This window comes from Dyella agri (genome assembly GCF_044904705.1).
In the GTDB taxonomy this organism is placed as follows: Bacteria; Pseudomonadota; Gammaproteobacteria; order Xanthomonadales; family Rhodanobacteraceae; genus Rhodanobacter_A; species Rhodanobacter_A agri.
The window spans coordinates 18,313-40,553 of record NZ_JADIKL010000015.1; the positions used below are offsets into that span (position 1 = coordinate 18,313).

Consider the following 22,241-nt stretch of genomic DNA (forward strand, 5'->3'; position numbering starts at 1 on the left):
CGGCGTCTGCCGGCCGCATGGAAACATCGATTCTCCGGCACTTTGCGCGCGGGGACAACGCGGTTCGCCCTGGCGGCGGGTGATGTGACCCGCAATGCAAGCACAGGTTCACCCGGCGCGGCTCCGAGCCACCGACAGCCGATGAGGGGGAGTGCCCGGAGCGCGTGTTAGCCTTGCAGCCTCCGGGGTCTTGCCCGTGCTGGATGTCCTTGGTGAGTCCGATCCGTGCCGCCGCGACCCGTGAGGGCGCCGAACCCGTGCTTTCCGCGCTGGCGTTCTTCTTCGTGATGACCGCGTACTACATCATCCGCCCGGTGCGCGACCAGCTGATCGGGGCGGTGGGTTCGCAGTCGCTGCCGTTGTTCTACGGCGCCGTATTCGTGGCGATGCTGCTGCTGACACCGGTGTTCGGCACCTTGGTGGCGCGTTTCCCGCGGCGACGGCTGCTGGGCTGGAGCTACAGCTTCTTCATTCTTTGCCTGCTGGCTTTCGTGCCGGCATTCCTGGCACAGGACCGCATCGGCGCGCGCGAGCTTGGCGTGCTGTTCTTCGTCTGGGGCAGTGTGTTCAACCTGTTCGTGGTGTCGCTGTTCTGGAGCTTCATGGCCGACATCTTCAGCAGCGGCCGGGCGCGCCGGGTGTTCTCGCTGATCGCACTGGGCGGCATGGCCGGGGCGATCTTCGGCCCGTTGCTGACGCGCTGGCTGGTGCGCTGGCTTGGCGTGGCGCCGTTGCTGGTGGTATCGGCGCTGGCGCTGGCGATCGCGTTGGCGCTGCTGCTGTGGCTGTCGGCGCGGCACGAACAGGCGAAGCCCGGTCAGCGGGGCGGCGAGGCGATCGGCGGTTCGCTCTGGGCCGGCGTGCGCGAATTGTGGTCGCGGCCGTTCCTGCGCTACATGGCATTGCTGATGCTGTTCGGCGACGGCATCGGCACCCTGGCCTACGCGTTGGTGGCCGATTACGCCAAGGCGCATTTCGTCGACAACGTGGCACGCACGATGTTCTACAACGATCTGGACCTGGCCACCAATACGCTTGGTGCGCTGCTGCAGCTCACCCTGACCCGCTGGTTGCTGATACGCCGCGGTGCCGGCTGGGCACTGGTGCTGCCTGCGGTGGTGAACGTGCTGCTGCTGCTGATGGTCGCGCTTGGCGGCCACGGTGCCGTGGTGATATCCGGCTACGGTGTATCGCTGCTGGCGGTGATGATGGCGACCACGCGTGGCTTCGCCTACGGCATGACCAAGCCGGCGGTGGATGCGCTGTATACGCGGGTGCCGCGCGAGACGCGCTACAAGGGCAAGAACTTCGTGGAAACCGCGGTGTGGCGCTTCGGTGACCTGGTAGTGACCACTGGGGTGAGCGGCCTGCGCTTGCTGGGCGTGGGCGTCACCGGACTGGCGCTGGCGGGTGTCGGCGTGGCGGTGCTGGCCACTTGGGTGTCGCGTCGCGCCGGCTGGTCGCCCGATCTGGCGCCGGAATCCCCGGCGCCCCGCGCCGCGCGGCTCAGCCCGTGATGTAACGTTCCAGGTGCTCGATCTGCTCGGCCTGGGCGTCGATCACCGCCTTCACCAGGTCGCCGATCGAGATGACGCCCACCACCTTGCCACCGTCCAGCACAGGCAGGTGGCGCACGCGGCTGTCGGTACACAGGCGCATACAGTCGAGTACATCGGTCTGCGGCCCCACCGTGAGCGGATCGCCACGCATGATCTCGGCTACCGCGGTCTGCGCCGAGGAGCGCCCCTGCAGGATCACCTTGCGTGCGTAGTCGCGTTCGGACACTACGCCCAGCAGCTGTTCGCCGCGCATCACCAGCAGCGCGCCGATGCGATGTTCGGCCATCGATTTGATCGCTTCCAGCACGGGCGCGTCCGGCGCGATGGTGTAGATGCTGCCACCTTTGCCTTCCAGCAGATGCCTGACCTGACGCATGCCTGGATCTCCGGTTGAACCCTGCGAATGAGGGTGGAGCCAGTCTAGCGCCGTCGTCCGCGGAGGGTGTAGCGGGATCGTGAAGCGCCCTCTTGAAAAGTGCGGCCAGGGATGGATGCCCGTTTGACACTCGCGATCATGGACGATCACAAAAGCCAAGCCAAAGTGCGGCAGGGATCGCCGCCCGTTTGGTTTCCGCGATCATGGTGCCGCAAAGGTCAGACCTCAGCGGCGGCCCTCGATGTACGGCGGTCCGCCGAGCTGGCGCATCTGCCGCTCGATCCAGTCCGCGCGGCGCAGCACATAGGCGCTGGGGCGGTCGGCGTGCAGGCGCCGCGGACTGGGCAGCACCGCAGCCAGCCTTGCTGCCTGCGCTGGGCTGAGGCGTGCGGGCGGCGCGTGGAAATAGGCCTCGCTGGCCGCGCCCACGCCGTAGATGCCGTCGCCCAGCTCGGCGATGTTCATGTACACCTCGAGGATGCGCTGTTTCGGCCAGGTGAGCTCCAGCAGCACGGTGAAATACGCCTCCAGCCCCTTGCGCACGAAGCTCCGGCCGTTCCACAGGAACAGGTTCTTGGCGGTCTGCTGACTGATCGTGCTGGCGCCGCGGAGGCGCGCGCCATCGTCGGCTGCGTCGAGCGCCTGGTGGATGGAGTCGAAGTCGAAGCCGTGATGGAACGGGAACTTCTGGTCCTCGCCGGCTACCATCGCCAGCGGAACCCATGGCGATACCTGCGACCATGGCACCCAGTGCTGCTGCAGCCGGAAATCGCGCTCGCCGTGCACCCAGGTGCCGATGCGGTGCTTCAGCATCATTGCCGAGGTGACCGGCGGCACGAACCGCAGCACCAGCACCGCCAGCCAGGTGACGGCGATCCACGCCAGTACGGCGAGCACGGTCCAGCGAAGCAGGCGACGGAGGAACGGGCGACGGAGCATGGCAGTCCAGGGCAGGGATACGCGGCAGTATAGGCATGGCGCTGGACCAGCCATTGCACGCCAGCCATCTGCCCTTATCTTGCGGGGATAGTTTTGCGAGGTGATTGCGTGGAAACCGTACTTGTCGAAGATGTGCTGCACCGTTTCCTGCTCGAACGCGCCGGGGTGCGCGGCGCCCTGGTGCGCCTGGGGCCGGCGTGGCGCGAGGTGGCCGGTCGTGCCGACTACCCGGCGCCACTGCGCGAACTGCTCGGCGAAGCGCTCGCGGCGAGTGCGCTGCTGACCGCCAACATCAAGCTCGACGGCGAGCTGTCGGTGCAGCTGAAGAGCGCCGGCGCGCTGCGCGTGCTGTTCGCCGAATGCACCGATCAGGGCCGCCTGCGCGGGCTGGCGCGCTGGGAGGCGCCGTTGCCGCAGCCGCTGTCGCTGGATGCGCTGCCGCAGGCGGTGATGGCGATCACCATCGGCAACGTGGAGCGCGGCCGGCGCTACCAGGGGCTGGTGGAGCTGCGTGCGGCGGATCTGGCGGGCGTGCTGGAAAACTACTTCGCCCAGTCCGAGCAGTTGCCTGCGCGGCTGGTGCTCGCCGCCGACGGCGAGCATGCGGTGGGCCTGATGCTGCAGAAGCTGCCCGACGAAGGCGGTCATGGCGGGGCGAAGGATGAAGATGCGTGGACGCGGATCCTGCACCTCACCGCCACGCTGGGCGCCGAGGAGCTGCTGGCCACCGCGCCGGAGCAGCTGCTGTACCGCCTGTACCACGAGGAGTCCGTGCGCCTGTTCGAGCCGCGTCCGCTGACGTTTGGCTGCAGCTGCAGCCGCGAGCGGGTGGTGGCGATGCTGCGCTCGCTGGGACGCGACGAGGTGGAGGCGACGCTGGATGCGCAGGACGGCCGTATCGAGGTGAACTGCGAGTTCTGCGCGCAACGCTACGAGTTCGACCGGGTCGATGCAGAGCATCTGCTGCGCGATGCGGGCGGCGCGAGCGTCTCCGGCACGACGCAGTAACGGCGCCGGGCGGGGCGCCGTCGCCTACCGTGACAGGCGGCGCTCCGGGCGCAGCCAGTATTCGGCGGCCTGTGGCTGGGCGAACAGGAAACCCTGGCCGAAGCGGCAGCCCACATCGAGCAGGGCCTGCCGCTGCGCGGCCTGCTCGATGCCTTCGGCGATCACCTGCATGCCCAGCGAATCGGCCAGCACCTGGATCGCGCGGATCACCGCCGTGCCCTGGTCCTTGCGGTCGTCGCCGAGCTCGGTGACGAAGGAGCGGTCGACCTTCAGCGTGTCGAACGGGTACTGGTGCAGGTAGCTCAGCGAGGAATAGCCCGTGCCGAAATCGTCGAGCGCGATGCCCACGCCCTGGTGGCGCAGGTTCTGTAGCATTTGCTTCACCTGGGTGGGATTGTCCAGCAGGGTGCGCTCGATCACCTCGATGCGGATGCTGGACGGCGGTACGCGATGCTTCTCCAGCAGCGCAAGCAGGCGGGCGTCGAAATCGGCGTAGCGGAAATGCAGGCCGGAGACGTTGATGCTGACGGTGCCCTTGTCGCCGACCAGCTGGGTGACCTGGGCGAAGACCTGCTCGAAGATCAGCCAGTCGATCGCTTCGGCGCAACCGGTATCCTCGGCGATCAGCAGGAAGTCCTGCGGCAGCAGCAGGCCGCGTTCGGGGTGGTTCCAGCGCAGCAGGGCCTCGTAGCCGGTGACGTGGCCATCGACCAGCGAGACGATCGGCTGGTAGAACGGCACGAACTCGCGGCGGGTCAGCGCATGGCGCAGGTCGCTTTCCATGCGCAGCAGCGACAACGCCTCGCGGCGCAGGCGATCGTCGAACAGCGAGGCGCGATGGCGGCCGCCGTCCTTGGCGTGGTACATGGCCGAGTCGGCGTCGCGCAGCAATTCCTCGGGCTGGCGATAGTGCGCGCCGGCCATCGCGATGCCGATCGAGGCGGAGGTGAATATCTCGCGCGCACCCAGCCGGAACGGCGTCTGCAGTTCACCCAGCACGTGTTCGGCGATCCGTCGCGCCGCGGCCGCGTCGGACACGTGCTCCAGCAGCACGGCGAACTCGTCGCCACCCAGTCGCGCCACCACGTCGCGGGTCTTCAGGCAGGCACGAATGCGGCCGCCGACCTGGAACAGCAGGTCGTCGCCGACCAGGTGGCCGACCGAATCGTTGATCACCTTGAAGCGGTCGAGGTCGATAAACAACACCGCGAACTGCTCTTTCGGGTTCGTCTGGTAGCGCTGCATGGCCTGCTCCAGCCGTTGCAGCAGCAGGGTGCGGTTGGGCAGTCCGGTGAGCGAGTCGTGCAGGGTCTCGTACTTCAGCCGGCGCTCGATGCGCTCACGCTCGGCGATCTGCTCGCGCAGGTCGCGGTTGGCCAGGCCCAGCGCGCGGGTGCGCTCGACCACACGGCGCTCGAGGCTGGCGTAGGCCTGCTTGAGCGTGGCGTCGGCGTGCTTGCGCTGCAGGGCGTTGGCGACGTGGTAGCTGACGAAGGTCAGCAGCTCCTGGTCGCGCTCGGTGTAGGTATGTTCGGGCGAGTAACTCTGCACCGCGAGCACGCCGCGCACCTTGTCGCCCCAGATCAACGGCACGCCGAGCCAGCACACCGAGCGCGAGCCGAAGCGGGTGATCTCGCCGGCGGCGAACAGCCGGTCGATCGTCGCCGCGTCGGCCAGCAGCGGCCGGCCGGTGCGCTGCACGTATTCGGTGGCGCCGCCGCCGTGGCTGCGTGGCGGCCGCTCGCTGTCCACCTCGTCCACCGAATAGGGGAAGGTGATCAGCTGGTTTTCCTCTTCGCTCAGCGCGATGTAGAAGTTGCGCGCATACAGCAGGCCGCCGATCACGCGGTGCACAGCGGGGTAGAAATCCTCCAGACTGTCGGTGGTGCTGGCCAGTTCGGCGATGCGGAACAGCGATGCCTGCAGCCGTTCGCCGCGCTGGCGTTGCAGCACCTGCTGGCGCAGCACGCGGTTTGCCTCGCGCAGCGCAGTGGTGCGGTCGGCAACCCGGCGTTCCAGTTCAACGTGGGCGCTGCGCCGCTCGATCGCCGTCTGCACGTGTTGCGCCACGTAGCTAAGCAGGTCGAGGTCGTGCCGGGTGTAGCGCACGTTGGCGCGATAGCTCTGCACCACGATGCAGCCGACGACCTGCCCGGCGCGGAACAGCGGCACACCAATGCAGTGTTCGCAACGCGGGCCATGCAGCTGGAACTGCCCGCCGAGCTCCTGCGCCAGCTCGTCGGCGGCGCCGAACAGCGGCCGCCCCTGGCGCAGCAGGTTCCAGGTGATGCCGTGCAGCAGTTCGTGCAACGGAACGCTGCGCCCCGGGGTGGGCGGTTCGGTATCGAGGGTATCGACGTAGTACGGGAAGCGCACGCTGTCGCTGGCCTGGTCGTACAGCGCGATATAGAAATTTTCCGCGTACATCAGGCTGCTGACGATGGTGTGCAGCGAGCGCATCAGCGCGGGCATGTCGTGCTCGGCGCTGGCCTGCTCGGCGATTGCATAGAGCGCGCGCTGCAGGCGTTCGGCCAGCGCCAGGCGCGAGATCGCCTCGTACAGGCGGCTGGATTCGGCCAACTGGCGCAGGCGGGTGTCCGCCAAGCGGCCCAGCCAGGCCAGCTTGTCGCGGACGGTATCGGCGACCGGTTCGTCGCAGCTCAGCGTGAGTATGTGCTGGCGCTGGGTGTCTTCGGCCAGGTCGAGCCGCCAGCCGGCTGGCTCGGCATCGTCGGCATCCAGTGGCCGCCACTGCAGCCGGCCGGCTATTCCGAAGTCCTTCAGCAGGCGCTCGCAGATTTCCAGCACGCTGGCATTGTCGTGGGCCTTCAGCAGCTGCTCGATCGCCGCCGGCACGCCACCCAGTCCGTCAGCCGTGGGCGGCGCTGGCGTATGGCGTGAAGTGGGGGCTGCATTCATGAATGAGGTCGGGCCCAGCGAGTCGGGAAAGGCTGCGTCGCCCCTTATATCCTGCGAACCGGTACCGCCGCCAGCAGGAACCCCGCGGAGCGCAAGCCGGTCTATAGAGACGCTTGTCACAGGATGCCATCGATTACTGTACCGAGGGCTTGTGGGGGTGTTAGTTAAATGTAAAATGAGATATAGTTTGGTCGCCAAATACGGCCGATATCCACTGCATCGGATGGTTTGCCATGCGTCGCCTGTTCGTTCCATTGCTGCTGTGCCTGCTGCCGTTCGCGGCGGCCGGGCAAGGCGTGGACGACGCCAACGGCAAGCTGGCGGCGCAACTGCTGAAGCAGCCGCCGGCGCAGGTCGCTGAGGTACAGCCGGGTCTGGTGGTGCCGTTGTGGCGTGGCACGGACGGCCGCCTGCTCGTGCTCAAGGCAGACAGCCGCAACGGCGCGCTGACCCAGCGCGACTCCCCGCTGTCCTTCCATGCCGTCGACGCAACCAGCGTGATGAGCACGGGCCTGCAATACGGCCTGACGCAGAATTGGCAGGCGCATGCCGATGTCAGTCAGCAGTCCTGGGTCAACAGCCTGCTGCGAGTGGTCGGTAGCGAGGTGGGTGCCACCTACAGCGATGGGCGTTACAGCCTCGGCTTGAGCGTGGGTACCAACAGCACCCCGAACAGCATCCCCAGCCTGCCGCGCGTGTTGCCCGGCGTGGCGCCGAGCGTCGATGGCCTTTCCGGTTTCGACAGCAGCTCCCAGTTCAATGCGCAGGGCCGACTGGCGCTGGGCAGCAAGAGCGGCATCGACGTGGGCGCCAGCGTTGGGCGTATCCACCTGCTGCCCGGCAACCTGCTGGGCATCAGCACGCTGGATCAGAAGGCGATCAGTTTCGGTGTCGACCACGGCCCCGTCAGCGGCACCCTGATCGGTCGCACCATGCAGCCGTTGGCCGGCGTGCCGGGCAACAACTACGGTCCCGACCGTCGCTGGAACAGCATCGATCTTGGCGTGACCTGGCACCTGCCGTGGCAGGGCTCGCTGAGCGTGGGCGCGCAGAACCTGTGGTCGTCGGGCACGCCGGCGAACACGCCGATGGGTCCCGAGCCGGACCAGTCGCGCACGCCTTACGTGCAATATCACCAGGATCTCTGATCCCAAACGAAAACGCCGTCGCATAGCGACGGCGTTTTCGTTTGGGAGTGCGCGGTTCAGTTCGACGTGCGGATGCGCAGGTCGCCGCTGAACGTCTGGATGTCGATCGCGCCGCTGCCGCTGCCGATGCGCGCGTCGAGCTTGCTGCCGGGGCCGTGTTCGGATTTCTGCGCCGTGCCGAAATCGCTGCGCAGATCGCCGCTGAAACTGCTGGCATGTACGGCGGCGGAGGTACCGGCAGGCAGTTGCAGTTGCACGTTGCCGCTCATGCTGTCGACACCGAGCTTGCCGTCCGGCGTGAGGCCGCCCGCGAGCTGCACGTCGCCCGACACCGTGCTCAGTGTTAACTGGCGCCACGGGCCGCCGTTGGCCTGGATGCGGCCGGAGATAGTCTGCAGCTTCGCCTGTTCGCCCAGTACGGGGGCGAGGATGTCGCCGCTGACCGTCTGCAGGTTGGCCTGCGTGGCATGGCCGGCCAGTTCGATGTTGCCGCTGACGCTGTCGACATTGAGCGAGGGCGTACGGGCGTTGATCCGTGCGCGGCCGCTCACCGCGTTGACGGTGATGCTGCCGCCGTCCATGCCGTCGATCACCAGTGGCGCGCTGACCACGCGCACGTCCAGCGTGGCGCCGCGCGGCACGCGCAGATCCAGCGTGGTCGGTCCCATGTGACTGTCGTTGCCCCAGTTGAACCAACTGCCGCTGCTGCCCTGCGGCTGCACCTGGATCGTGAGGTTGCCGTCGCTGCCGGTGATCGCCAGCGGTTTGGCGCCGTCGCCGAGTTGGCCGCCCACCTGCACCGCAGGACGATCCCAGGCGGTGACGTGCACTTCGCCGGCGACGTTGCTGATGCTGATGCGCGCGGTGGGCGTGGCTGCATGCTGCAGGTTGATCGGCGTGTCGGCCAGGGCCTGGCCGATGCACAGGCACAGCAACAGTGGAGCGTAACGGGAGATTTTCATGGTCGTTCCTGGCGGTGGTTCAGCCGGCCTCGTGGACGAGTTGGCGCAGTTGCGTCTGTTGTTGTTCGGTACGCGCCAGCAGGCGCTGCAACGATGGTGAGTGGGGGGATTGCTGCATGGCCTGCCGCAATTCGAGTCGCGCCGCATCCAGTTCGATCGCCGCGCCACTGAAGCGCGGATCGGACGGGTTCCAGGGCGATGGCGCGCGCGCCAGCGCAGCTGCGCCGTCCATCATGGGGCTGGCGTTGCGATGCAGGCGCAGGCCGATGCCGCCTGCCAGCAGGAAGGCGGCGGCCAGCGCTGCGGCCAGCAACCAGGGCTGCGGCGATGCGTGGTGCGTGACCGGCGTGGCCGGCGCATGGTCACCGCGCGCTTCCAGCGCGGCGTCGATCGCGTTCCACAGGTCGCGGCGCGGTGCCGTCGGCTGGCGCAGGTTCCGCATCTGCTGCCGCCATTCGAATTCGTTCATGGTGTTTCTCCCAAGGCCTTGCGCAGCAACTGCCGTGCCCGGTGCAGTTGCGCTTTGGATGTGCCGACGGCCATGTCCAGTTCGTCGCCGATTTCCTCGTGCCGCCAGCCTTCCACATCGTGCAGTACCAGCACGGCGCGTGCGCGCGGCGGCAGCTTGCCGATGGCGCGTTCGAGCTCCTTGCGCTCGGCGGCGCAGAACGGCGTCTCGCCTTGTTCGGGCAAGCTCTCCTCGTCCACGTAGCCAACCGGATCGGCGCGGCGGGCGCGGATCTCCATCAGCGCCACGTTGATCGACAACCGGTACAACCAGGTGCCGAAGGCGCTCTCGAAGCGGAAGCCGGGCAGCTTCTGCCAGGCGCGCACGAAGGCCTCCTGGGTGAGGTCCTCGGCGCGGGCGTGGTCGTAGCCGGCAAGCCGGTATACCGCGCCGTGGATGCGGTCGACGTGCCGGCGGTACAGCCGCTGGAACGCATGGCGGTCGCCAGCCACCGCCGCGCGCACGTCGTCGGTGTCGTTGTCTGCGGCAACGGGGGCTGGCGGCATCGAACGGTCGGTGGTTGGACAGGCGGCGATCATCTTGCCAGCTTGGATGCCGCCCGTGGCGCCAGGGTTTGCATCGCCGCGGCCGGATCGGTCCGCGACGATGCAAACGGACTCTCAAGCGGTGGCCGCCTCGCGCGGCATGTCGCCCAGCGCTCCGGCCACGCGTTGTTGCTCGGCGCGCAGGGCCGCGGGCAGGCGCGGTGCAAAACCGTCGAGGTAGTCGCCGATGGCGGCGAGCTCGGCCTGCCAGCCCGCACGATCCATCGTCAGCAGCTCGTCCATCGTGGCGGGATCGATGGCGAGGCCATCGAGCTTCAGTTCACCGGTGGCGGGCAAGGTGCCGATCGGCGTCTCCACGCCGCTGACCTTGCCTTCTACGCGGTTGATCATCCATTCCAGCACGCGCAGGTTGTCGCCGAAGCCCGGCCAAAGGAACTTGCCGTCCCTTCCTTTGCGGAACCAGTTGACGTGGTAGATCTTCGGCAGCCTGGCGCCTGGGCGATCGAATGACAGCCAATGCGCGAAGTAGTCGCCGTAGTGGTAGCCGGCGAACGGCTTCATCGCCATCGAGTCGCGGCGCAGCACGCCGACCGCGCCGGTGGCCGCGGCGGTGGTTTCCGAGCCCATCGCCGCACCCATCAACACGCCATGGGTCCAGTCGCGCGCTTCCATCACCAGCGGCAACAGCGAGGGGCGGCGGCCGCCGAACACAATGGCGCTGATCGGCACGCCTTGCGCGTCCTCGGCCTTCGGCGACCAGGTGGGGCACTGCTTTGCGCTTACGGTGAAACGCGAGTTCGGGTGCGCGGCCGGGCCGTTGGCCGGGTCGTAGGGGCGGCCTTGCCAGTCGGTGACCGGCGTGCCGGGCAGGCCTTCCCACCACGGCTGGTTGTCGGCGGTGACGGCAACGTTGGTGAAGATGGTGTCGCGCGCAATGCTCTTCAGTGCGTTCGGATTGCTGCTGTCGCTGGTACCCGGCGCCACGCCGAAGAAGCCGGCCTCGGGGTTGATGGCGTACAACCGGCCGTCCGCGCCCGGGCGCATCCAGCAGATGTCGTCGCCCACCGTCCACACCTTCCAGCCGTCCCTGCGGTAGCCCTCCGGCGGGATCAGCATCGCGAGGTTGGTCTTGCCGCAGGCAGAGGGGAAGGCAGCCGCGATGTAATGGGTTTCGCCCCGGGGATTCTCGATGCCCACGATCAGCATGTGCTCCGCCAGCCAGCCCTCGTCGCGAGCCTGGTTGGAGGCAATGCGCAGCGCGTGGCACTTCTTGCCCAGCAGAGCGTTGCCGCCGTAGCCGGAGCCATAGGACTTGATCGTGCGCTCCTCGGGGAAGTGCATGATGAAACGGCGATCCGGGTCGAGCTCACCGGTGGAGTGCAGGCCTTTCACGAACACGCCGTCCGAGAGCAGGCCCTCGCGCTCGATCCGCTCCTGCGCCGCCTTGCCCATGCGGGTCATGATCTTCATGTTGGCGACCACGTAGGGGCTGTCGGTGATCTCCACGCCGCAGCGCGACAGCGGCGAGTCGATCGGGCCCATGCAGTACGGGATCACGTACATGGTGCGCCCTTCCATGCAGCCCGCGAATAGCGCGTCCATCTTTGCGTGCGCCTCGGCCGGATCCATCCAGTGGTTGTTCGGGCCGGTGTCTTCCTGGTTCGGGTGGCAGACCAGGGTGAGGTGCTCGACGCGTGCCACATCGGACGGGTGGGAGCGGTGCAGGTAGCAGCCCGGGTGCGTCTGCTGGTTCAGCTCGATCAGGGTACCGTCGGCCAGCATCTGCTGCACCAGGGTGCGGTACTCGTCCTCCGAGCCATCGCACCAGTGGATCTGCGCGGGGCGGGTGAGTGCCGCCACCTCGTTGACCCAGCGTTCGAGCGCTTCCAAGGTGCTTGCCATCGTGTTCCTCACTGGTCTTGTGACAAAAGAGAGGAGGAACCGTAGTTTGCATGCACTGGCATTGCAAGGTTGCATGCAGCAGGAGATGGAAAAAACGGCGCCGTGGCGCCGTTTCGCAAGCTCTTTACGGGGTGGATCAGGCCGGGATCAGAGTAGCGATCATGTGTTCCACGTAGGTGTCGAATTCCTCGTGGTTGATGCGCGGCAGGCCCAGGGTGAAGTTCAGTTGCAGGAAACCGACGTAGGCGGCGTAGGTAAGCCGCGCGCGATTCAGTGCCTCGCGCGGCGGCAGGCCGGCTTCGCGATAGGCAGTGTTGAGAAATTCGGTGCGCCGCTGCGATACCCGCGCCATCACCGGCACCACCAGCGGATGGTCCAGTGCTTTCAACAGGGCGGCGTAGACGCGGTGCGGCTGCAGTTCGTGCGCCACGCGGCGGAACAGCTCGGGCAGACGCTGGCGCGGATCGGCGATCTGTTCGATCTGGCCCAGCACTTCGCGCTCGCCGTACTGCTCCCAGCGCTCCAGCGCTGCCTGCAGCAAGGCCTCGCGGGTGCGGAAATGCCAGTAGAAGCTGCCCTTGGTGACGCCCAATTGGCGAGCCAGGGCCTCGACGGCCAGTGCGCCCACGCCTTGGTCGGCGATCATCTGCAGGGCGGCAACTTCCCAATCTTCCGCGGTAAGGCGGGTGCGTTCCGGTTTGGGGCTGGAATCCATGACCGTATGGTAGCCGCTGTGCCCGGCTTTGTAATCCACGGCAGCGGCACGCCGGGTCGGGCGGTACCGGGTTGACTGTGCTGGATCGGGCGATCCATACTCACCCGTATGGACAAATTCGCGCCATCGACATCCGCCAGCCGTACCGAGTTCGCCGCGACCGGCGACGGCCTGCGTCTGGCCGTGGAAGCACATGGTGCCGACAGTGCGCCAACCCTGCTGTTCGCGCACGGCTTCGGCCAGACCCGCCGCGCGTGGACCGGCGCAGCTGCGACGCTGGCGGCGCGAGGTTGCCGCTGCGTCAGCTTCGATGCGCGTGGCCATGGCGAGAGCGACCCCCTGCCAGGCGGCAGCTATCACATGCAGCAGTTCGCCGACGACATGCTGATGCTGGCGCGCGCGCAACCGGCACCGCCGATCCTGGTGGGCGCCTCGATGGGCGGCCTGCTGGGGCTGGTGGCCGCCGGCGAAACGCGGCCGGCACCGTTCCGCGCGCTGGTGCTGGTGGACATCACGCCGCGCTGGGAGACCCGCGGCGTGGAACGCATCCTCGCCTTCATGCAGGCGCACCCGGATGGCTTCGCCGGCTATGCCGAGGCCGCCGAGGAGATTGCCGTCTACCTGCCGCAACGCAGTGGCCGCAAGAGCGAGGAGCAGTTGCGCCCGCTGCTGCGCGAAGGCGTCGATGGCCGCCTGCGCTGGCATTGGGACCCGGCTCTGCTGGGCGGCGATCTGGTGCAGGAGAGCGAGCGCTACCAGCCGCGCCTGCTCGCCGCCGCAGCCCGGGTGGACGTGCCGGTGCTGCTGCTCTCGGGCGAGCGCAGCGACGTGGTCTCGCACGCCACGGTCGCCGAATTCCTGCAGCTGGTGCCGCACGCGCGTCACGTCGAGGTGGCCGGCGCCACCCATATGCTGGCGGGCGACGCCAACGATGCGTTCACCCGCGAGATCGCAGGTTTCATTCATTCACTGGACGATGCAGACGCCCGGCCGGGCGCGCGCATCGCCCGACCGCAACAAGCATGACCGCAACGAGGATGTCGAGATGGCCGTGATACTGACCCTGCTGGCGGCGCTCATCGCGAGCGGCGCCTGCGCCTACCACCGCAGCAGCCTGCGCATGTTCGCAGTCGCCGCCCCTGTGGCCACGCTGGTCGTGGGCCTGGCGGCCGGCGCGCCGTGGACGATGATCCTGCTGCTGATCGTCGAGCTAGGCATCGCGGTGCCGTTGCTGATGGACGGTTTTCGCCGCCGGCAGATCACCGCGCTGCTGCTGAAGCTGTTCGCCAAGGTCACGCCGAAACTGTCGGAGACCGAACAGACCGCGCTGGAAGCCGGCACGGTGGGCTTCGAGGGCGAGCTGTTCTCCGGCAAGCCGGACTGGCACGAGCTGCTGAAGCAGCCGAAGCCCGAGCTGAGCGTGGAGGAACAAGCCTTCCTCGACGGCCCGGTGGAAGAGCTCTGCGCGATGATCGACGACTGGCAGATCACCCACGAGCTGGCCGACCTGCCGCCGGAAATCTGGGCCTTCATCAAGAAGCACCGGTTCTTCGGCATGATCATTCCGAAGCAGTACGGCGGCCTGCAGTTCTCCGCGCTGGCGCATTCGGCGGTGTTGCAGAAGCTGTCGACGATGTCGGCCACGGTGGCGTCCACGGTGGCGGTGCCGAACTCGCTGGGCCCGGCGGAGCTGCTGCTGCACTACGGCTCGGACGAGCAGAAAAACTACTACCTGCCACGCCTCGCGGTGGGCGAGGAGATCCCCTGTTTCGCGCTCACCGGCCCCTACGCCGGTTCCGATGCCACCTCGATTCCCGATTACGGCATCGTCTGCAAGCAGGTGGTGGACGGCGTCGAGACACTGGGCGTGAAGCTCACCTTCGACAAGCGCTACATCACGCTGGCGCCGATCGCCACGGTGGTGGGCCTGGCCTTCCGCATGTACGACCCCGAGCGCCTGCTCGGCGACAAGGATGACCTCGGCATCACCCTCGCCTTGCTGCCGCGTTCGACGCCGGGGCTGGAGATCGGCCGCCGCCATTTCCCGCTCAACATCCCGTTCCAGAACGGTCCGATCCACGGCAAGGACGTGTTCGCGCCGCTCAGCACACTCATCGGCGGACCGCACATGGCCGGCCACGGCTGGCGCATGCTGGTGGAATGCCTGTCGGTGGGGCGTGCGATCTCGCTGCCGTCGAATGCCACCGGCGCCATGCGCGGCTCGGCCGCAGCCACCGGCGCATACGCGCGCATGCGCAAGCAATTCGGCCTCGCCATCGCCCGCTTCGAGGGTGTGGAGGAAGCGCTCGGCCGCATCGGCGGTCTCACCTACGCCACCACGGCGCTGTCGCGCGCCACCGCCGCGGCGGTGGATCGCGGCGAGAAGCCGGCGGTGCCGTCGGCGATCGCCAAGTACCACGCCACCGAATGGGCGCGCGTGGTGGCCGGCGACACCATGGACGTGCACGGCGGCAAGGCGGTGCAGCTCGGCCCGAAGAACTACGCCGGGCGCGGCTGGTCCAGCGTGCCGATCGCGATCACGGTGGAAGGCGCGAACATCATGACGCGCAGCCTGATGATCTTCGGCCAGGGCGCGATCCGCTGCCATCCCTACGTGCTGAAGGAAATGCAGGCGCTGTCGATCGCTGACTACGGCGATCGCCTGCGCAGCTTCGACAAGGCGCTGTTCGGACACATCGGCTTCGGCTTCTCCAACGCCGTGCGCAGCTTCGCGATGGGGCTGTCCGGCGGCCGCATGGGCGAAGCCGCGGGCGATGCTTACACGCGCCGCTACTACCGCAAGCTCAACCGCTACTCCGCGGCGCTGGCGCTGTGCGCCGACACCTTCATGGGCGTGCTGGGCGGGAAGCTGAAGTTCAAGGAGAAGCTCTCGGCGCGTCTAGGCGACGTGCTGAGCTACCTGTATATCGCCAGCGCGATGCTCAAGCGCTACGAGGACACCGGCCGGCCGGAGGCGGATCGCCCCTTCCTCGCCTGGGGTTTCCACGAGTGCATGTGGCTGATCCAGAACGCGCTGGACGGCGCGATCCGCAACTTCCCGGTGCGTCCGGTGGCGTGGCTGCTGCGCGCGCTGGTGTTCCCGCTGGGCCGCCGCGAGGTGCCGCCGACCGATCGCCTGGGCCGTCGCGTGGCGGCGTTGCTCACCGCGCCGAACGAAGCGCGCGCGCGCCTCACGGAATGGGTGTACCTCACGCCCACCGCGAACAACACGGTTGGCCGCATGAACGCGCTGCTGCCCGACGTGATCGCCGCCGAGCCGGTGGAGCGCAAGTTCCTGAAGGGCCTGAAGGCTGGCCAGTTCAAGGCGCACGACTACGACGGCCAGCTGGCCGAGGCATTGGCCGCCAACGTCATCGGCCAGGCCGAGCACGATCTGCTGAAGCGGGTCCACGCGGCGGTGTTCGAGTTCATCTCGGTGGACGACTTCGATCCGTCCGAGCTGCGTGCGGCGTCGGCGCGCATGGACGAGCAGCGCAAGCCTCTGGCCGACGTGGCGTAGCCGCGTCGCAGCCGTGGTAAGCAACGAACGGGGCGCGCGTCGCCCCGTTCGCTTGCCGCAGGCGGGTTGTCAGGCGGCGTCCAGTACGTCGAGCAGGCAGCGGTTCTTGCCGGCGCGCTTGGCCCGGTAGAGTGCGCGGTCGGCTGCCTGGATCAAGGCCTCGTCCGAGGACGTTTCGGCAGCCCACAGTGCAATGCCGATGCTGGCGCTGACGCGGGCCACCACTTCGCCGGACGGGGTAGGCAGCGGATAGGGCAGGGCGAGCAGGTCGCACAGCTGCTGGCAGCGCTGGAGCAGCAGCTGCAGTTCGGTGGCGTCCTCGAGAATCAGCGCGAACTCGTCGCCGCCCAGCCGGGCCACGGTGTCGCCGGCGCGCACGTGCTCGCGCAGGCGAGCGGCGATGGCTACCAGCAAGGCGTCGCCGACAGGATGGCCGTGGGTATCGTTGACGGCCTTGAAGCCGTCGATGTCGAGCATGGCCAGTGCGAAGCCGCGTCCGTGATCCACGGCTTGTGCGATGGCACCGCGCAGGCGTTCGTGGAACAGAGCGCGGTTCGGCAGGCCGGTGAGCATGTCGTGGGTGGCCTGGTGGCGCACCTGGGCTTCGATGCGCTGGCGTTCGGCGATCTCTTCCTGCAGCTGGCGGTTGCGATCGGACAGCTCGCCCAGCGTTTCCTGCAACTGCATGCGCGCATTGTAGAGTTCGAGGAACACGCGCACCTTCGAGCGCAGGATGGTGTCGTTGATCGGCTTGGCGATGTAGTCCACCGCGCCGGAGCGGTAGCCCTTCAGGCGGTTGAGGTCGTCGGCGTAGGCGGCGGTGACGAAGATGATCGGTGTGTCGCGCAGCTGCTCGGTCTCGCCGAGCAGGGTAGCCACCTCGAAGCCGTCCATGTCGGGCATGTTCACGTCGAGCAGGATCAGCGCGAAGGCATGTTCCAGGCACAGCGCCAGCGCTTCGTTGCCACTGGTTGCCTCGACCAGTTCAGCACCGCAGTCGCCGAGCAGGTGGCGCATGGCCACGAGGTTGGCGCGGGTGTCGTCGACGATCAGGAGTTTGGGGCGCGTTTCGTTCATGGCAGGCACAACTGGTTGAGCAAAGGGGCAATCGCATCGAGTGGCACGCAGTGGTCGGCGCCGGCGCGGTCGATAGCCGCCTGCGGCATCGTGCGCGCCACCGCGCTGTCAGGCGACTGCACGATGGCGCAGCCGCCGAGCCGGCGCAACTCGCGCAGGCCGTCGGCACCATCGGCGTTGGCGCCGCTGAGCACCACGCCGACCACGGCGTCGCGCCATGCTGCGGCAGCAGAGGCGAACAGGACGTCAATCGAGGGGCGCGACAGGTTGACGCGCGGATCCGCCGACAACGTGAAATGCAGATCGTGTTCCACCAGCAGGTGGTAGCCGGCGGGGGCGACCTGTACCACGCCGCCGCGCGCCGGTGCGCGTTCCGCGGCCTCGATCACCGGCAGTCGCGAGGCGCGGGCCAGCAGTTCGCACAGCAGCTCCACCGTTTCCGAGCCGGTGTGGCAACAGGCCAGCACCGCCTGCGGCAGGTGCGGATCGAGCCCGCCCAGCACGGCCTTCAGCGCCTCGGGGCCGCCGGCCGAGCAACCCAGCACGATGGCGGCCGGGCGCTTCATGGCGCCGGTTCCGTCGCGGCTGTAGTGCTGCGCCGGTAGATCCGCAGATTGGCGTCGACGGGCGCGAAATCGGCCGCGGCTTCGGCGGAGTCCGGGCGTTCGCGCAGCCCGAGGCAGAGGAAGCCGCCACGCACCAGCGAATCGCGGAACAGCGCCAGGCAACGCTGCTGCAGCGGATTGGCGAAGTAGATCAGTACGTTGCGGCACAGCACCAGCTGCGCCTCGCAGAACACCGTGTCGGTCGCCAGGTTGTGCTGGGCGAAGGTGACATGGCGACGCAGCCGCCGATCGAGCTTGAGCAGACCGTAGCGCGCGCTGTAGTAGTCGGCCAGCGAGTGGTTGCCGCCTGCCGCCAGATAGTTGCGCGACCACTGCTGGGCCACGCGCAACGGGTAGATGCCTTCGCGCGCGCGCTCCAGCGCGCGGGCGCTGAGGTCGGTGGCGAAGATCTGGCTGCGTTCGTACAGCCCGGCCTCCTCCAGCAGGATGGCCAGCGAATAGATTTCCTCGCCGTGCGCGCAACCCGCCTGCCAGATGGTGATCTGCGGGTACGAGGCCAGCATCGGCAGCACCTGCTCGCGCAGGGTACGGAATACGGAGGGATCGCGGAACATGTCCGAGGCGGGTACCGACAGTCCTTCCAGCAATTGCGGCAGCAACTCCGGCTCGTGCAGCAGTCGGTGGGTGAGCGCGCTGATCGCGCCGTCGCCGAAGTTCGTCGCCAGCTGGCGTACGCGGCGCAGCAGCGAGGCTGGCGCGTACTGTCTGAAGTCGTAGCCATGGCGCCGCCGCATCGCCTCGACGAACAGGTCCAGCTCGATGCCCTCCAGCTCGATGTCGTCGGACGCACGGTCCATGGTCAGCGGCGCAGCCAGACGCGGATCATCGAATTGAGCTTGTCGAGGTCGACCGGCTTGGAGAGGTAATCGTTCGCACCGGCGGCGAGGCATTGTTCGCGGTCGCCGCGCATGGCCTTGGCAGTGAGCGCGATGATCGGCAGCTGGGCGAGGCGTGACTGGGCACGGATCTGCCGGATCGCCTCATAGCCGTCCATGCCGGGCATCATAATGTCCATCAGCACCAGTTCCAGCGCATCCTCCTCCTCCAGCATGCGCAGCGCCCTGGGGCCGTCCTGCGCCATGCTGACCTTGAGCCCCCAGCCGCGCAGCACCTTCGACAAGGCGAACAGGTTGCGCATGTCGTCGTCCACCAGCAGCAGATGGTGGCCTTGCAGCCCGTCGGCGATATCGGCCGCGCTCGCGGAAGGCTGTTGGCGGATACGGTGCAGGAACAGGCTGACTTCATCCAGCAGCCGGTCCGGCGAGCGCGCTCCCTTGATCACGATGCTGTCGGTGTACTGGCGGATGCGCAGGTTCTCCTCGCGGCTGAGATCGCGCCCCGAATAGATCACCACTGGCGGCACGCTGCCACCGGCGGCGAGGCGTTCCAGCAGCTCCATGCCGGAGAGGCCCGGCAAGCCGAGGTCGAGCACGATGCAGTCGTAGGCGCCGCCTGCGATCTGTTCCAGCGCCTGCTCGGCGGAGCCCGCCTCGTCGATCTCGACGCGGTCTTGCCGCAGCAGGTTGCGCAGCGCGCTGCGTTCGGCTACGTCGTCGTCCACCACCAGAAGGCGGCGCGTGCGGTCGCGCGCCACGTGCAGCAGGCGGTCGACCGCATCGTTGATCTGTTCGCGGCTGACCGGCTTGGTGAGGAAGCCCACCGCACCGAGTTCGCGGCTGTGCTCGGCGCCATCGGCGGCGGAGAGGAAATGCACCGGGATGGAGCGCGTGCTCGGATCGGCCTGCAATCGCTCGATCACGGTCCAGCCGTCGATACCCGGCAGCATCACGTCGAGCAGGATGCCCAGCGGGCGATAGCGGCGTGCCAGCTCCAGCCCGCTCTCGCCGTCGGTAGCGAGCAGCATGGAATGGCCCTTCTGGCGCACCATGTCGGCCAGGATGCGCGCGAATGCAGGGTCGTCCTCGACGATCAGGATGGGTGCCTCGCCCGGGACAAGGCGCTCGCGATCGTCGGGCAGGGTGCCTGGCCGCAGCGCCAGGTTGGGCAGCGGCCGTGGCGGTGCCGCGGCGGGCGGTTCCGTGGTCGTGGTCGTGGCCGAGGTGGCGGGTACGCCATGCTCCGGCAGCAACAGCGTGAATTCACTGCCGCGATCGCTTTCGCTGCGCAGCATGATGTCGCCACCGAGCAGCCCGGCCATGCGACGCGAGATGCTGAGGCCCAGGCCGGTGCCGCCGTAGTTCCGGCTAGTGCTGGAGTCGACCTGCTCGAACGCGGCGAACACTTTTTCCTGCTTGTCGGCCGCAATGCCGATGCCGGTATCGGTCACGCTGATCGCCAACAGCGGCTGGCCCGCCAGTGTCGCGGGCAGCGCCAGGTCGGCTGCCGGGCGCCCGATACGTACCTGCACCGACCCGGTGGCGGTGAACTTGAAAGCGTTCGCCAGCAGGTTGTTGACGATCTGCTCGAGCTTGCCGGGATCGGTGTGGGTACGCTCGGGCAGTCCATCGGCCACCTGCACGCCGAAGTCCAGCTTCTTGTCGCGGGCCACGTGGTCGAAGTTGCGGCGCAGGCTGCGGGCAAGGTCCTCCAGCGCGTAGTCGTCCAGCGCCAGCTCCATCTTGCCGGCCTCGATCTTGGACAGGTCGAGGATGTCGTTGATCAGGCGCAGCAGGCTGCTGCCGGCGTCGTGGATGATCTGCGCCGATTCGACCTCCTCGCTGTCCAGCCGGCCGCCCGTGTTCTCCGCCAGGCTGCGCGAGAGGATCAGCAAGCTGTTCAGCGGCGTGCGCAGCTCATGCGACATGTTGGCGAGGAACTCGCTCTTGTACTGGCTGGCGCGCGCCAGTTCCTGTGCCTTCTCAGACGTCTCCGCCTGCAATGCCTCCAGCGTGCGCTTCTGTTCCTGCAAGGTGTCGCTCTGCAGACGCAGCTCCTCGTTCGAAGCCTGCAGTTCCTCCGCCTGCACGCGCAACTCTTCCTCGGAAACCAGCAGGCGCTGCGACTGTTCCTCCAGTTCCAGCGTCTTCGTTTCCAGGTGGTCGTGCGACTCGCGCAGCGCGTCCTGCTGCTGGCGCATCGTGATGCTGCCGACGCGCAGCTGGTCGGCCTGTTCCTGGGTCTGTTCGAGCAAATCCTGCGTACGCACCGCGCGATTGAGGTTGTCCAGTGACAGGGCGACCAGCGGCAGCAGCTGTTCCAGCAGCTGCCGCTGCAGCGCCGTTGGCGATTCGAAACCGGCGAATTCCAGCACGCCGAGCAGACGGTCGCGCAGCAGCACGGGCAGGATCAGCAGATGGCGCGGCAGCGCGTTGCCGCTGCCGGAGTCGATGCGCAGATAGTCGTCCGGCAGATGATCCAGTTCGATCGGCTGATGGTCCAGTGCGCACTGGCCGACCAGGCCCTCGCCCGGCATGTAGCGCACGGCGGGGTGGTTGCCCAGTCGCAGGCCGTAGCTGCCGATCAGGTCGAGCCGGCCGCTGGCTTCGTCGTGCAGGTAGAGCACGCCGACGCCGGCCTTGAGCAGCGGCATCAGCTCTTCGGTCAGCTGCTCGGCGAACCCGCGGTGGGTAGTGGCCTCCTGCAGCTGCTGCGAGATCGCCGCGACCTGGCTCTTCAGCCGGGCATTGTCGTGCGTCTCGATGGCCATTTCCTTGAATACCTGCAGCGCGCGGGCGATCTCGCCGATCTCGTCGCGACGCTCTATCTGGCGGATCACGATGCTATGGTCATGCGCGGCGAGCTGGTTCATCTTGTCGGTCATGCGCCGCAGCGGCCGGGTGATCAGTCGGTAGCACAGCACGATCACCCAGAGGCCCAGCACCAGCATGAGCAGGGTGACCACCGCGTCGATCACGCGGGTGCGCGCCATCAGATCGTCCAGGCGCGCGGTACGGCTGGCCAGCAGGCTCTGTTCGCTGCTGGTCATCTGGGCGAGCAGGTTGAGGATGTCGCTGGCGCGCACCGAGCGGTGATCCATGTAAATGGCCTGGATGCGCTGCAGCTCCGCTGCCTGCTGCGTCGGATCCAGTGTGTCCAAGCGTGCCATCGGAACCGCCACGCGGTCGTCTGCTTCCTGGTGCCATTGCGCGATCGCGGCTTCGAGCCGGTCGATGCGCGTCTGCTGCAACGGGTTGTCTGCGGTCAGTTCGCGCAGTTGGCGGAGCTGTCCGCCGAGTGCCTGCATGCCGGTCAGGTAGGCGTCGCGTTCCTCGGTGCGCCGGTTCAGCAGATAGCCTCGCACGCCGAGCTGGGCGGCCGCGGTCGTATCGTGGATTTCGTCGATCTGCTGCAGCACGGCGTAGGTATGCACATACCAGTGCCGCGCCACGTCCTGCTGGCGCAGCGAATCCAGCGTGATCAGGTTGGCAGCCAGCGCCACGCCGAGCAGCAGCGCGATGGCCAGCTGGATCTTGCGCTGGATCGGCTGGTTGGCCAGCCAGGAGTACTTGCGGGGCGTCGTGCGGTTAGTCGCGGGCATGGTCGTGTCGCCGGGCATGTCGGTGGACTGGCCGTCGC

The 22,241-nt window shown here is 67.7% G+C and carries 17 protein-coding genes; 5 read left to right on the forward strand and 12 right to left on the reverse strand.

The window, feature by feature from the left end; all coding sequences use genetic code 11:
• The first annotated feature begins 203 nt into the window (after positions 1 to 203).
• The gene (locus tag ISP14_RS17740) at positions 204 to 1,517 is read left to right on the forward strand and encodes an NTP/NDP exchange transporter (protein WP_404542486.1); all 1,314 of its coding nucleotides are present in this window, start codon (positions 204 to 206) and stop codon (positions 1,515 to 1,517) included.
• Here ISP14_RS17740 and ISP14_RS17745 read toward each other — a convergent pair.
• Together ISP14_RS17745 and mtgA are read right to left on the reverse strand one after the other, a co-directional pair.
• Positions 1,507 to 1,935, reverse strand: a complete 429-nt coding sequence (locus ISP14_RS17745) for a CBS domain-containing protein (protein ID WP_404542489.1) — start codon at positions 1,933 to 1,935, stop codon at positions 1,507 to 1,509. The genes ISP14_RS17740 and ISP14_RS17745 overlap by 11 nt on opposite strands.
• A 225-nt stretch (positions 1,936 to 2,160) precedes the next feature.
• Positions 2,161 to 2,874 (reverse strand): monofunctional biosynthetic peptidoglycan transglycosylase, encoded by a 714-nt coding sequence (gene mtgA / locus ISP14_RS17750; protein ID WP_404542492.1) that lies wholly within the window; start codon positions 2,872 to 2,874, stop codon positions 2,161 to 2,163.
• Positions 2,875 to 2,982: 108 nt separating this feature from the next.
• On the opposite strand from mtgA, the gene hslO reads away from it, so the two are divergent.
• Positions 2,983 to 3,882, forward strand: coding sequence for an Hsp33 family molecular chaperone HslO (gene hslO / locus ISP14_RS17755; RefSeq protein ID WP_404542495.1), 900 nt, complete (start codon positions 2,983 to 2,985; stop codon positions 3,880 to 3,882).
• A 24-nt stretch (positions 3,883 to 3,906) separates the two neighbouring features.
• Here the strand turns inward: hslO and ISP14_RS17760 are convergent, their stop codons facing one another.
• The gene (locus ISP14_RS17760; RefSeq protein WP_404542497.1) at positions 3,907 to 6,801 is read right to left on the reverse strand and encodes a bifunctional diguanylate cyclase/phosphodiesterase; all 2,895 of its coding nucleotides are present in this window, start codon (positions 6,799 to 6,801) and stop codon (positions 3,907 to 3,909) included.
• Between the two features lie 233 nt (positions 6,802 to 7,034).
• Here ISP14_RS17760 and ISP14_RS17765 point away from each other — a divergent pair, with 233 nt between their 5' ends.
• On the forward strand, positions 7,035 to 7,949 hold the full coding sequence (locus tag ISP14_RS17765) for a hypothetical protein (RefSeq protein ID WP_404542498.1): 915 nt from the start codon (positions 7,035 to 7,037) through the stop codon (positions 7,947 to 7,949).
• A 56-nt stretch (positions 7,950 to 8,005) separates the two neighbouring features.
• On the opposite strand, the gene ISP14_RS17770 is transcribed toward ISP14_RS17765, so the two are convergent.
• From ISP14_RS17770 to ISP14_RS17790, 5 genes are all read right to left on the reverse strand, one after another.
• Positions 8,006 to 8,911, reverse strand: a complete 906-nt coding sequence (locus tag ISP14_RS17770; RefSeq protein ID WP_404542499.1) for a DUF4097 family beta strand repeat-containing protein — start codon at positions 8,909 to 8,911, stop codon at positions 8,006 to 8,008.
• Positions 8,912 to 8,930: 19 nt separating this feature from the next.
• Positions 8,931 to 9,380: a hypothetical protein gene (locus ISP14_RS17775; RefSeq protein WP_404542501.1), complete on the reverse strand. Its 450-nt coding sequence runs from the start codon at positions 9,378 to 9,380 to the stop codon at positions 8,931 to 8,933.
• On the reverse strand, positions 9,377 to 9,925 hold the full coding sequence (locus tag ISP14_RS17780) for an RNA polymerase sigma factor (RefSeq protein ID WP_404542504.1): 549 nt from the start codon (positions 9,923 to 9,925) through the stop codon (positions 9,377 to 9,379). Before ISP14_RS17780 ends, ISP14_RS17775 begins: the two co-directional genes overlap by 4 nt.
• A 114-nt stretch (positions 9,926 to 10,039) precedes the next feature.
• A complete protein-coding gene (locus tag ISP14_RS17785; protein WP_404542506.1) occupies positions 10,040 to 11,827 on the reverse strand; it encodes a phosphoenolpyruvate carboxykinase (GTP) in 1,788 nt (595 codons plus the stop codon).
• Positions 11,828 to 11,963: 136 nt separating this feature from the next.
• The gene (locus tag ISP14_RS17790) at positions 11,964 to 12,542 is read right to left on the reverse strand and encodes a TetR/AcrR family transcriptional regulator (protein ID WP_404542508.1); all 579 of its coding nucleotides are present in this window, start codon (positions 12,540 to 12,542) and stop codon (positions 11,964 to 11,966) included.
• A 108-nt stretch (positions 12,543 to 12,650) separates the two neighbouring features.
• Between ISP14_RS17790 and ISP14_RS17795 the strand changes: the two genes are divergently transcribed.
• Positions 12,651 to 13,568 carry an alpha/beta fold hydrolase gene (locus ISP14_RS17795; protein ID WP_404542511.1) on the forward strand — a complete coding sequence of 306 codons (918 nt, stop codon included), beginning with the start codon at positions 12,651 to 12,653 and terminating at the stop codon, positions 13,566 to 13,568.
• A 19-nt stretch (positions 13,569 to 13,587) separates the two neighbouring features.
• Positions 13,588 to 16,062, forward strand: coding sequence for an acyl-CoA dehydrogenase (locus tag ISP14_RS17800; protein WP_404542512.1), 2,475 nt, complete (start codon positions 13,588 to 13,590; stop codon positions 16,060 to 16,062).
• 69 nt (positions 16,063 to 16,131) lie between these two features.
• Here ISP14_RS17800 and ISP14_RS17805 read toward each other — a convergent pair whose 3' ends face one another.
• The 4 genes from ISP14_RS17805 to ISP14_RS17820 are packed head-to-tail and all read right to left on the reverse strand — an operon-like array spanning position 16,132 to position 22,203.
• Positions 16,132 to 17,139, reverse strand: a complete 1,008-nt coding sequence (locus ISP14_RS17805; RefSeq protein WP_404542514.1) for a diguanylate cyclase domain-containing protein — start codon at positions 17,137 to 17,139, stop codon at positions 16,132 to 16,134.
• Positions 17,136 to 17,705, reverse strand: a complete 570-nt coding sequence (locus ISP14_RS17810) for a chemotaxis protein CheB (protein ID WP_404542516.1) — start codon at positions 17,703 to 17,705, stop codon at positions 17,136 to 17,138. Before ISP14_RS17810 ends, ISP14_RS17805 begins: the two co-directional genes overlap by 4 nt.
• Positions 17,702 to 18,562, reverse strand: coding sequence for a CheR family methyltransferase (locus ISP14_RS17815; RefSeq protein ID WP_404542518.1), 861 nt, complete (start codon positions 18,560 to 18,562; stop codon positions 17,702 to 17,704). Before ISP14_RS17815 ends, ISP14_RS17810 begins: the two co-directional genes overlap by 4 nt.
• 2 nt (positions 18,563 to 18,564) lie before the next feature.
• The gene (locus ISP14_RS17820; RefSeq protein WP_404542521.1) at positions 18,565 to 22,203 is read right to left on the reverse strand and encodes a response regulator; all 3,639 of its coding nucleotides are present in this window, start codon (positions 22,201 to 22,203) and stop codon (positions 18,565 to 18,567) included.
• Positions 22,204 to 22,241: the final 38 nt, after the last annotated feature.

Excerpts from the sequence above, each read along its gene's own strand:
- ISP14_RS17795 (WP_404542511.1), top strand. The coding sequence starts at position 12,651 with ATGGACAAATTCGCGCCATCGACATCCGCCAGCCGTACCGAGTTCGCC.
- ISP14_RS17790 (WP_404542508.1), bottom strand. The coding sequence starts at position 12,542 with ATGGATTCCAGCCCCAAACCGGAACGCACCCGCCTTACCGCGGAAGAT.
- ISP14_RS17810 (WP_404542516.1), bottom strand. The coding sequence starts at position 17,705 with ATGAAGCGCCCGGCCGCCATCGTGCTGGGTTGCTCGGCCGGCGGCCCC.
- ISP14_RS17800 (WP_404542512.1), top strand. The coding sequence starts at position 13,588 with ATGGCCGTGATACTGACCCTGCTGGCGGCGCTCATCGCGAGCGGCGCC.
- ISP14_RS17785 (WP_404542506.1), bottom strand. The coding sequence starts at position 11,827 with ATGGCAAGCACCTTGGAAGCGCTCGAACGCTGGGTCAACGAGGTGGCG.
- ISP14_RS17775 (WP_404542501.1), bottom strand. The coding sequence starts at position 9,380 with ATGAACGAATTCGAATGGCGGCAGCAGATGCGGAACCTGCGCCAGCCG.
- ISP14_RS17765 (WP_404542498.1), top strand. The coding sequence starts at position 7,035 with ATGCGTCGCCTGTTCGTTCCATTGCTGCTGTGCCTGCTGCCGTTCGCG.
- ISP14_RS17745 (WP_404542489.1), bottom strand. The coding sequence starts at position 1,935 with ATGCGTCAGGTCAGGCATCTGCTGGAAGGCAAAGGTGGCAGCATCTAC.
- ISP14_RS17740 (WP_404542486.1), top strand. The coding sequence starts at position 204 with ATGTCCTTGGTGAGTCCGATCCGTGCCGCCGCGACCCGTGAGGGCGCC.
- ISP14_RS17805 (WP_404542514.1), bottom strand. The coding sequence starts at position 17,139 with ATGAACGAAACGCGCCCCAAACTCCTGATCGTCGACGACACCCGCGCC.
- ISP14_RS17815 (WP_404542518.1), bottom strand. The coding sequence starts at position 18,562 with ATGGACCGTGCGTCCGACGACATCGAGCTGGAGGGCATCGAGCTGGAC.
- mtgA (WP_404542492.1), bottom strand. The coding sequence starts at position 2,874 with ATGCTCCGTCGCCCGTTCCTCCGTCGCCTGCTTCGCTGGACCGTGCTC.
- ISP14_RS17780 (WP_404542504.1), bottom strand. The coding sequence starts at position 9,925 with ATGCCGCCAGCCCCCGTTGCCGCAGACAACGACACCGACGACGTGCGC.
- ISP14_RS17770 (WP_404542499.1), bottom strand. The coding sequence starts at position 8,911 with ATGAAAATCTCCCGTTACGCTCCACTGTTGCTGTGCCTGTGCATCGGC.
- ISP14_RS17760 (WP_404542497.1), bottom strand. The coding sequence starts at position 6,801 with ATGAATGCAGCCCCCACTTCACGCCATACGCCAGCGCCGCCCACGGCT.
- ISP14_RS17820 (WP_404542521.1), bottom strand. The coding sequence starts at position 22,203 with ATGCCCGCGACTAACCGCACGACGCCCCGCAAGTACTCCTGGCTGGCC.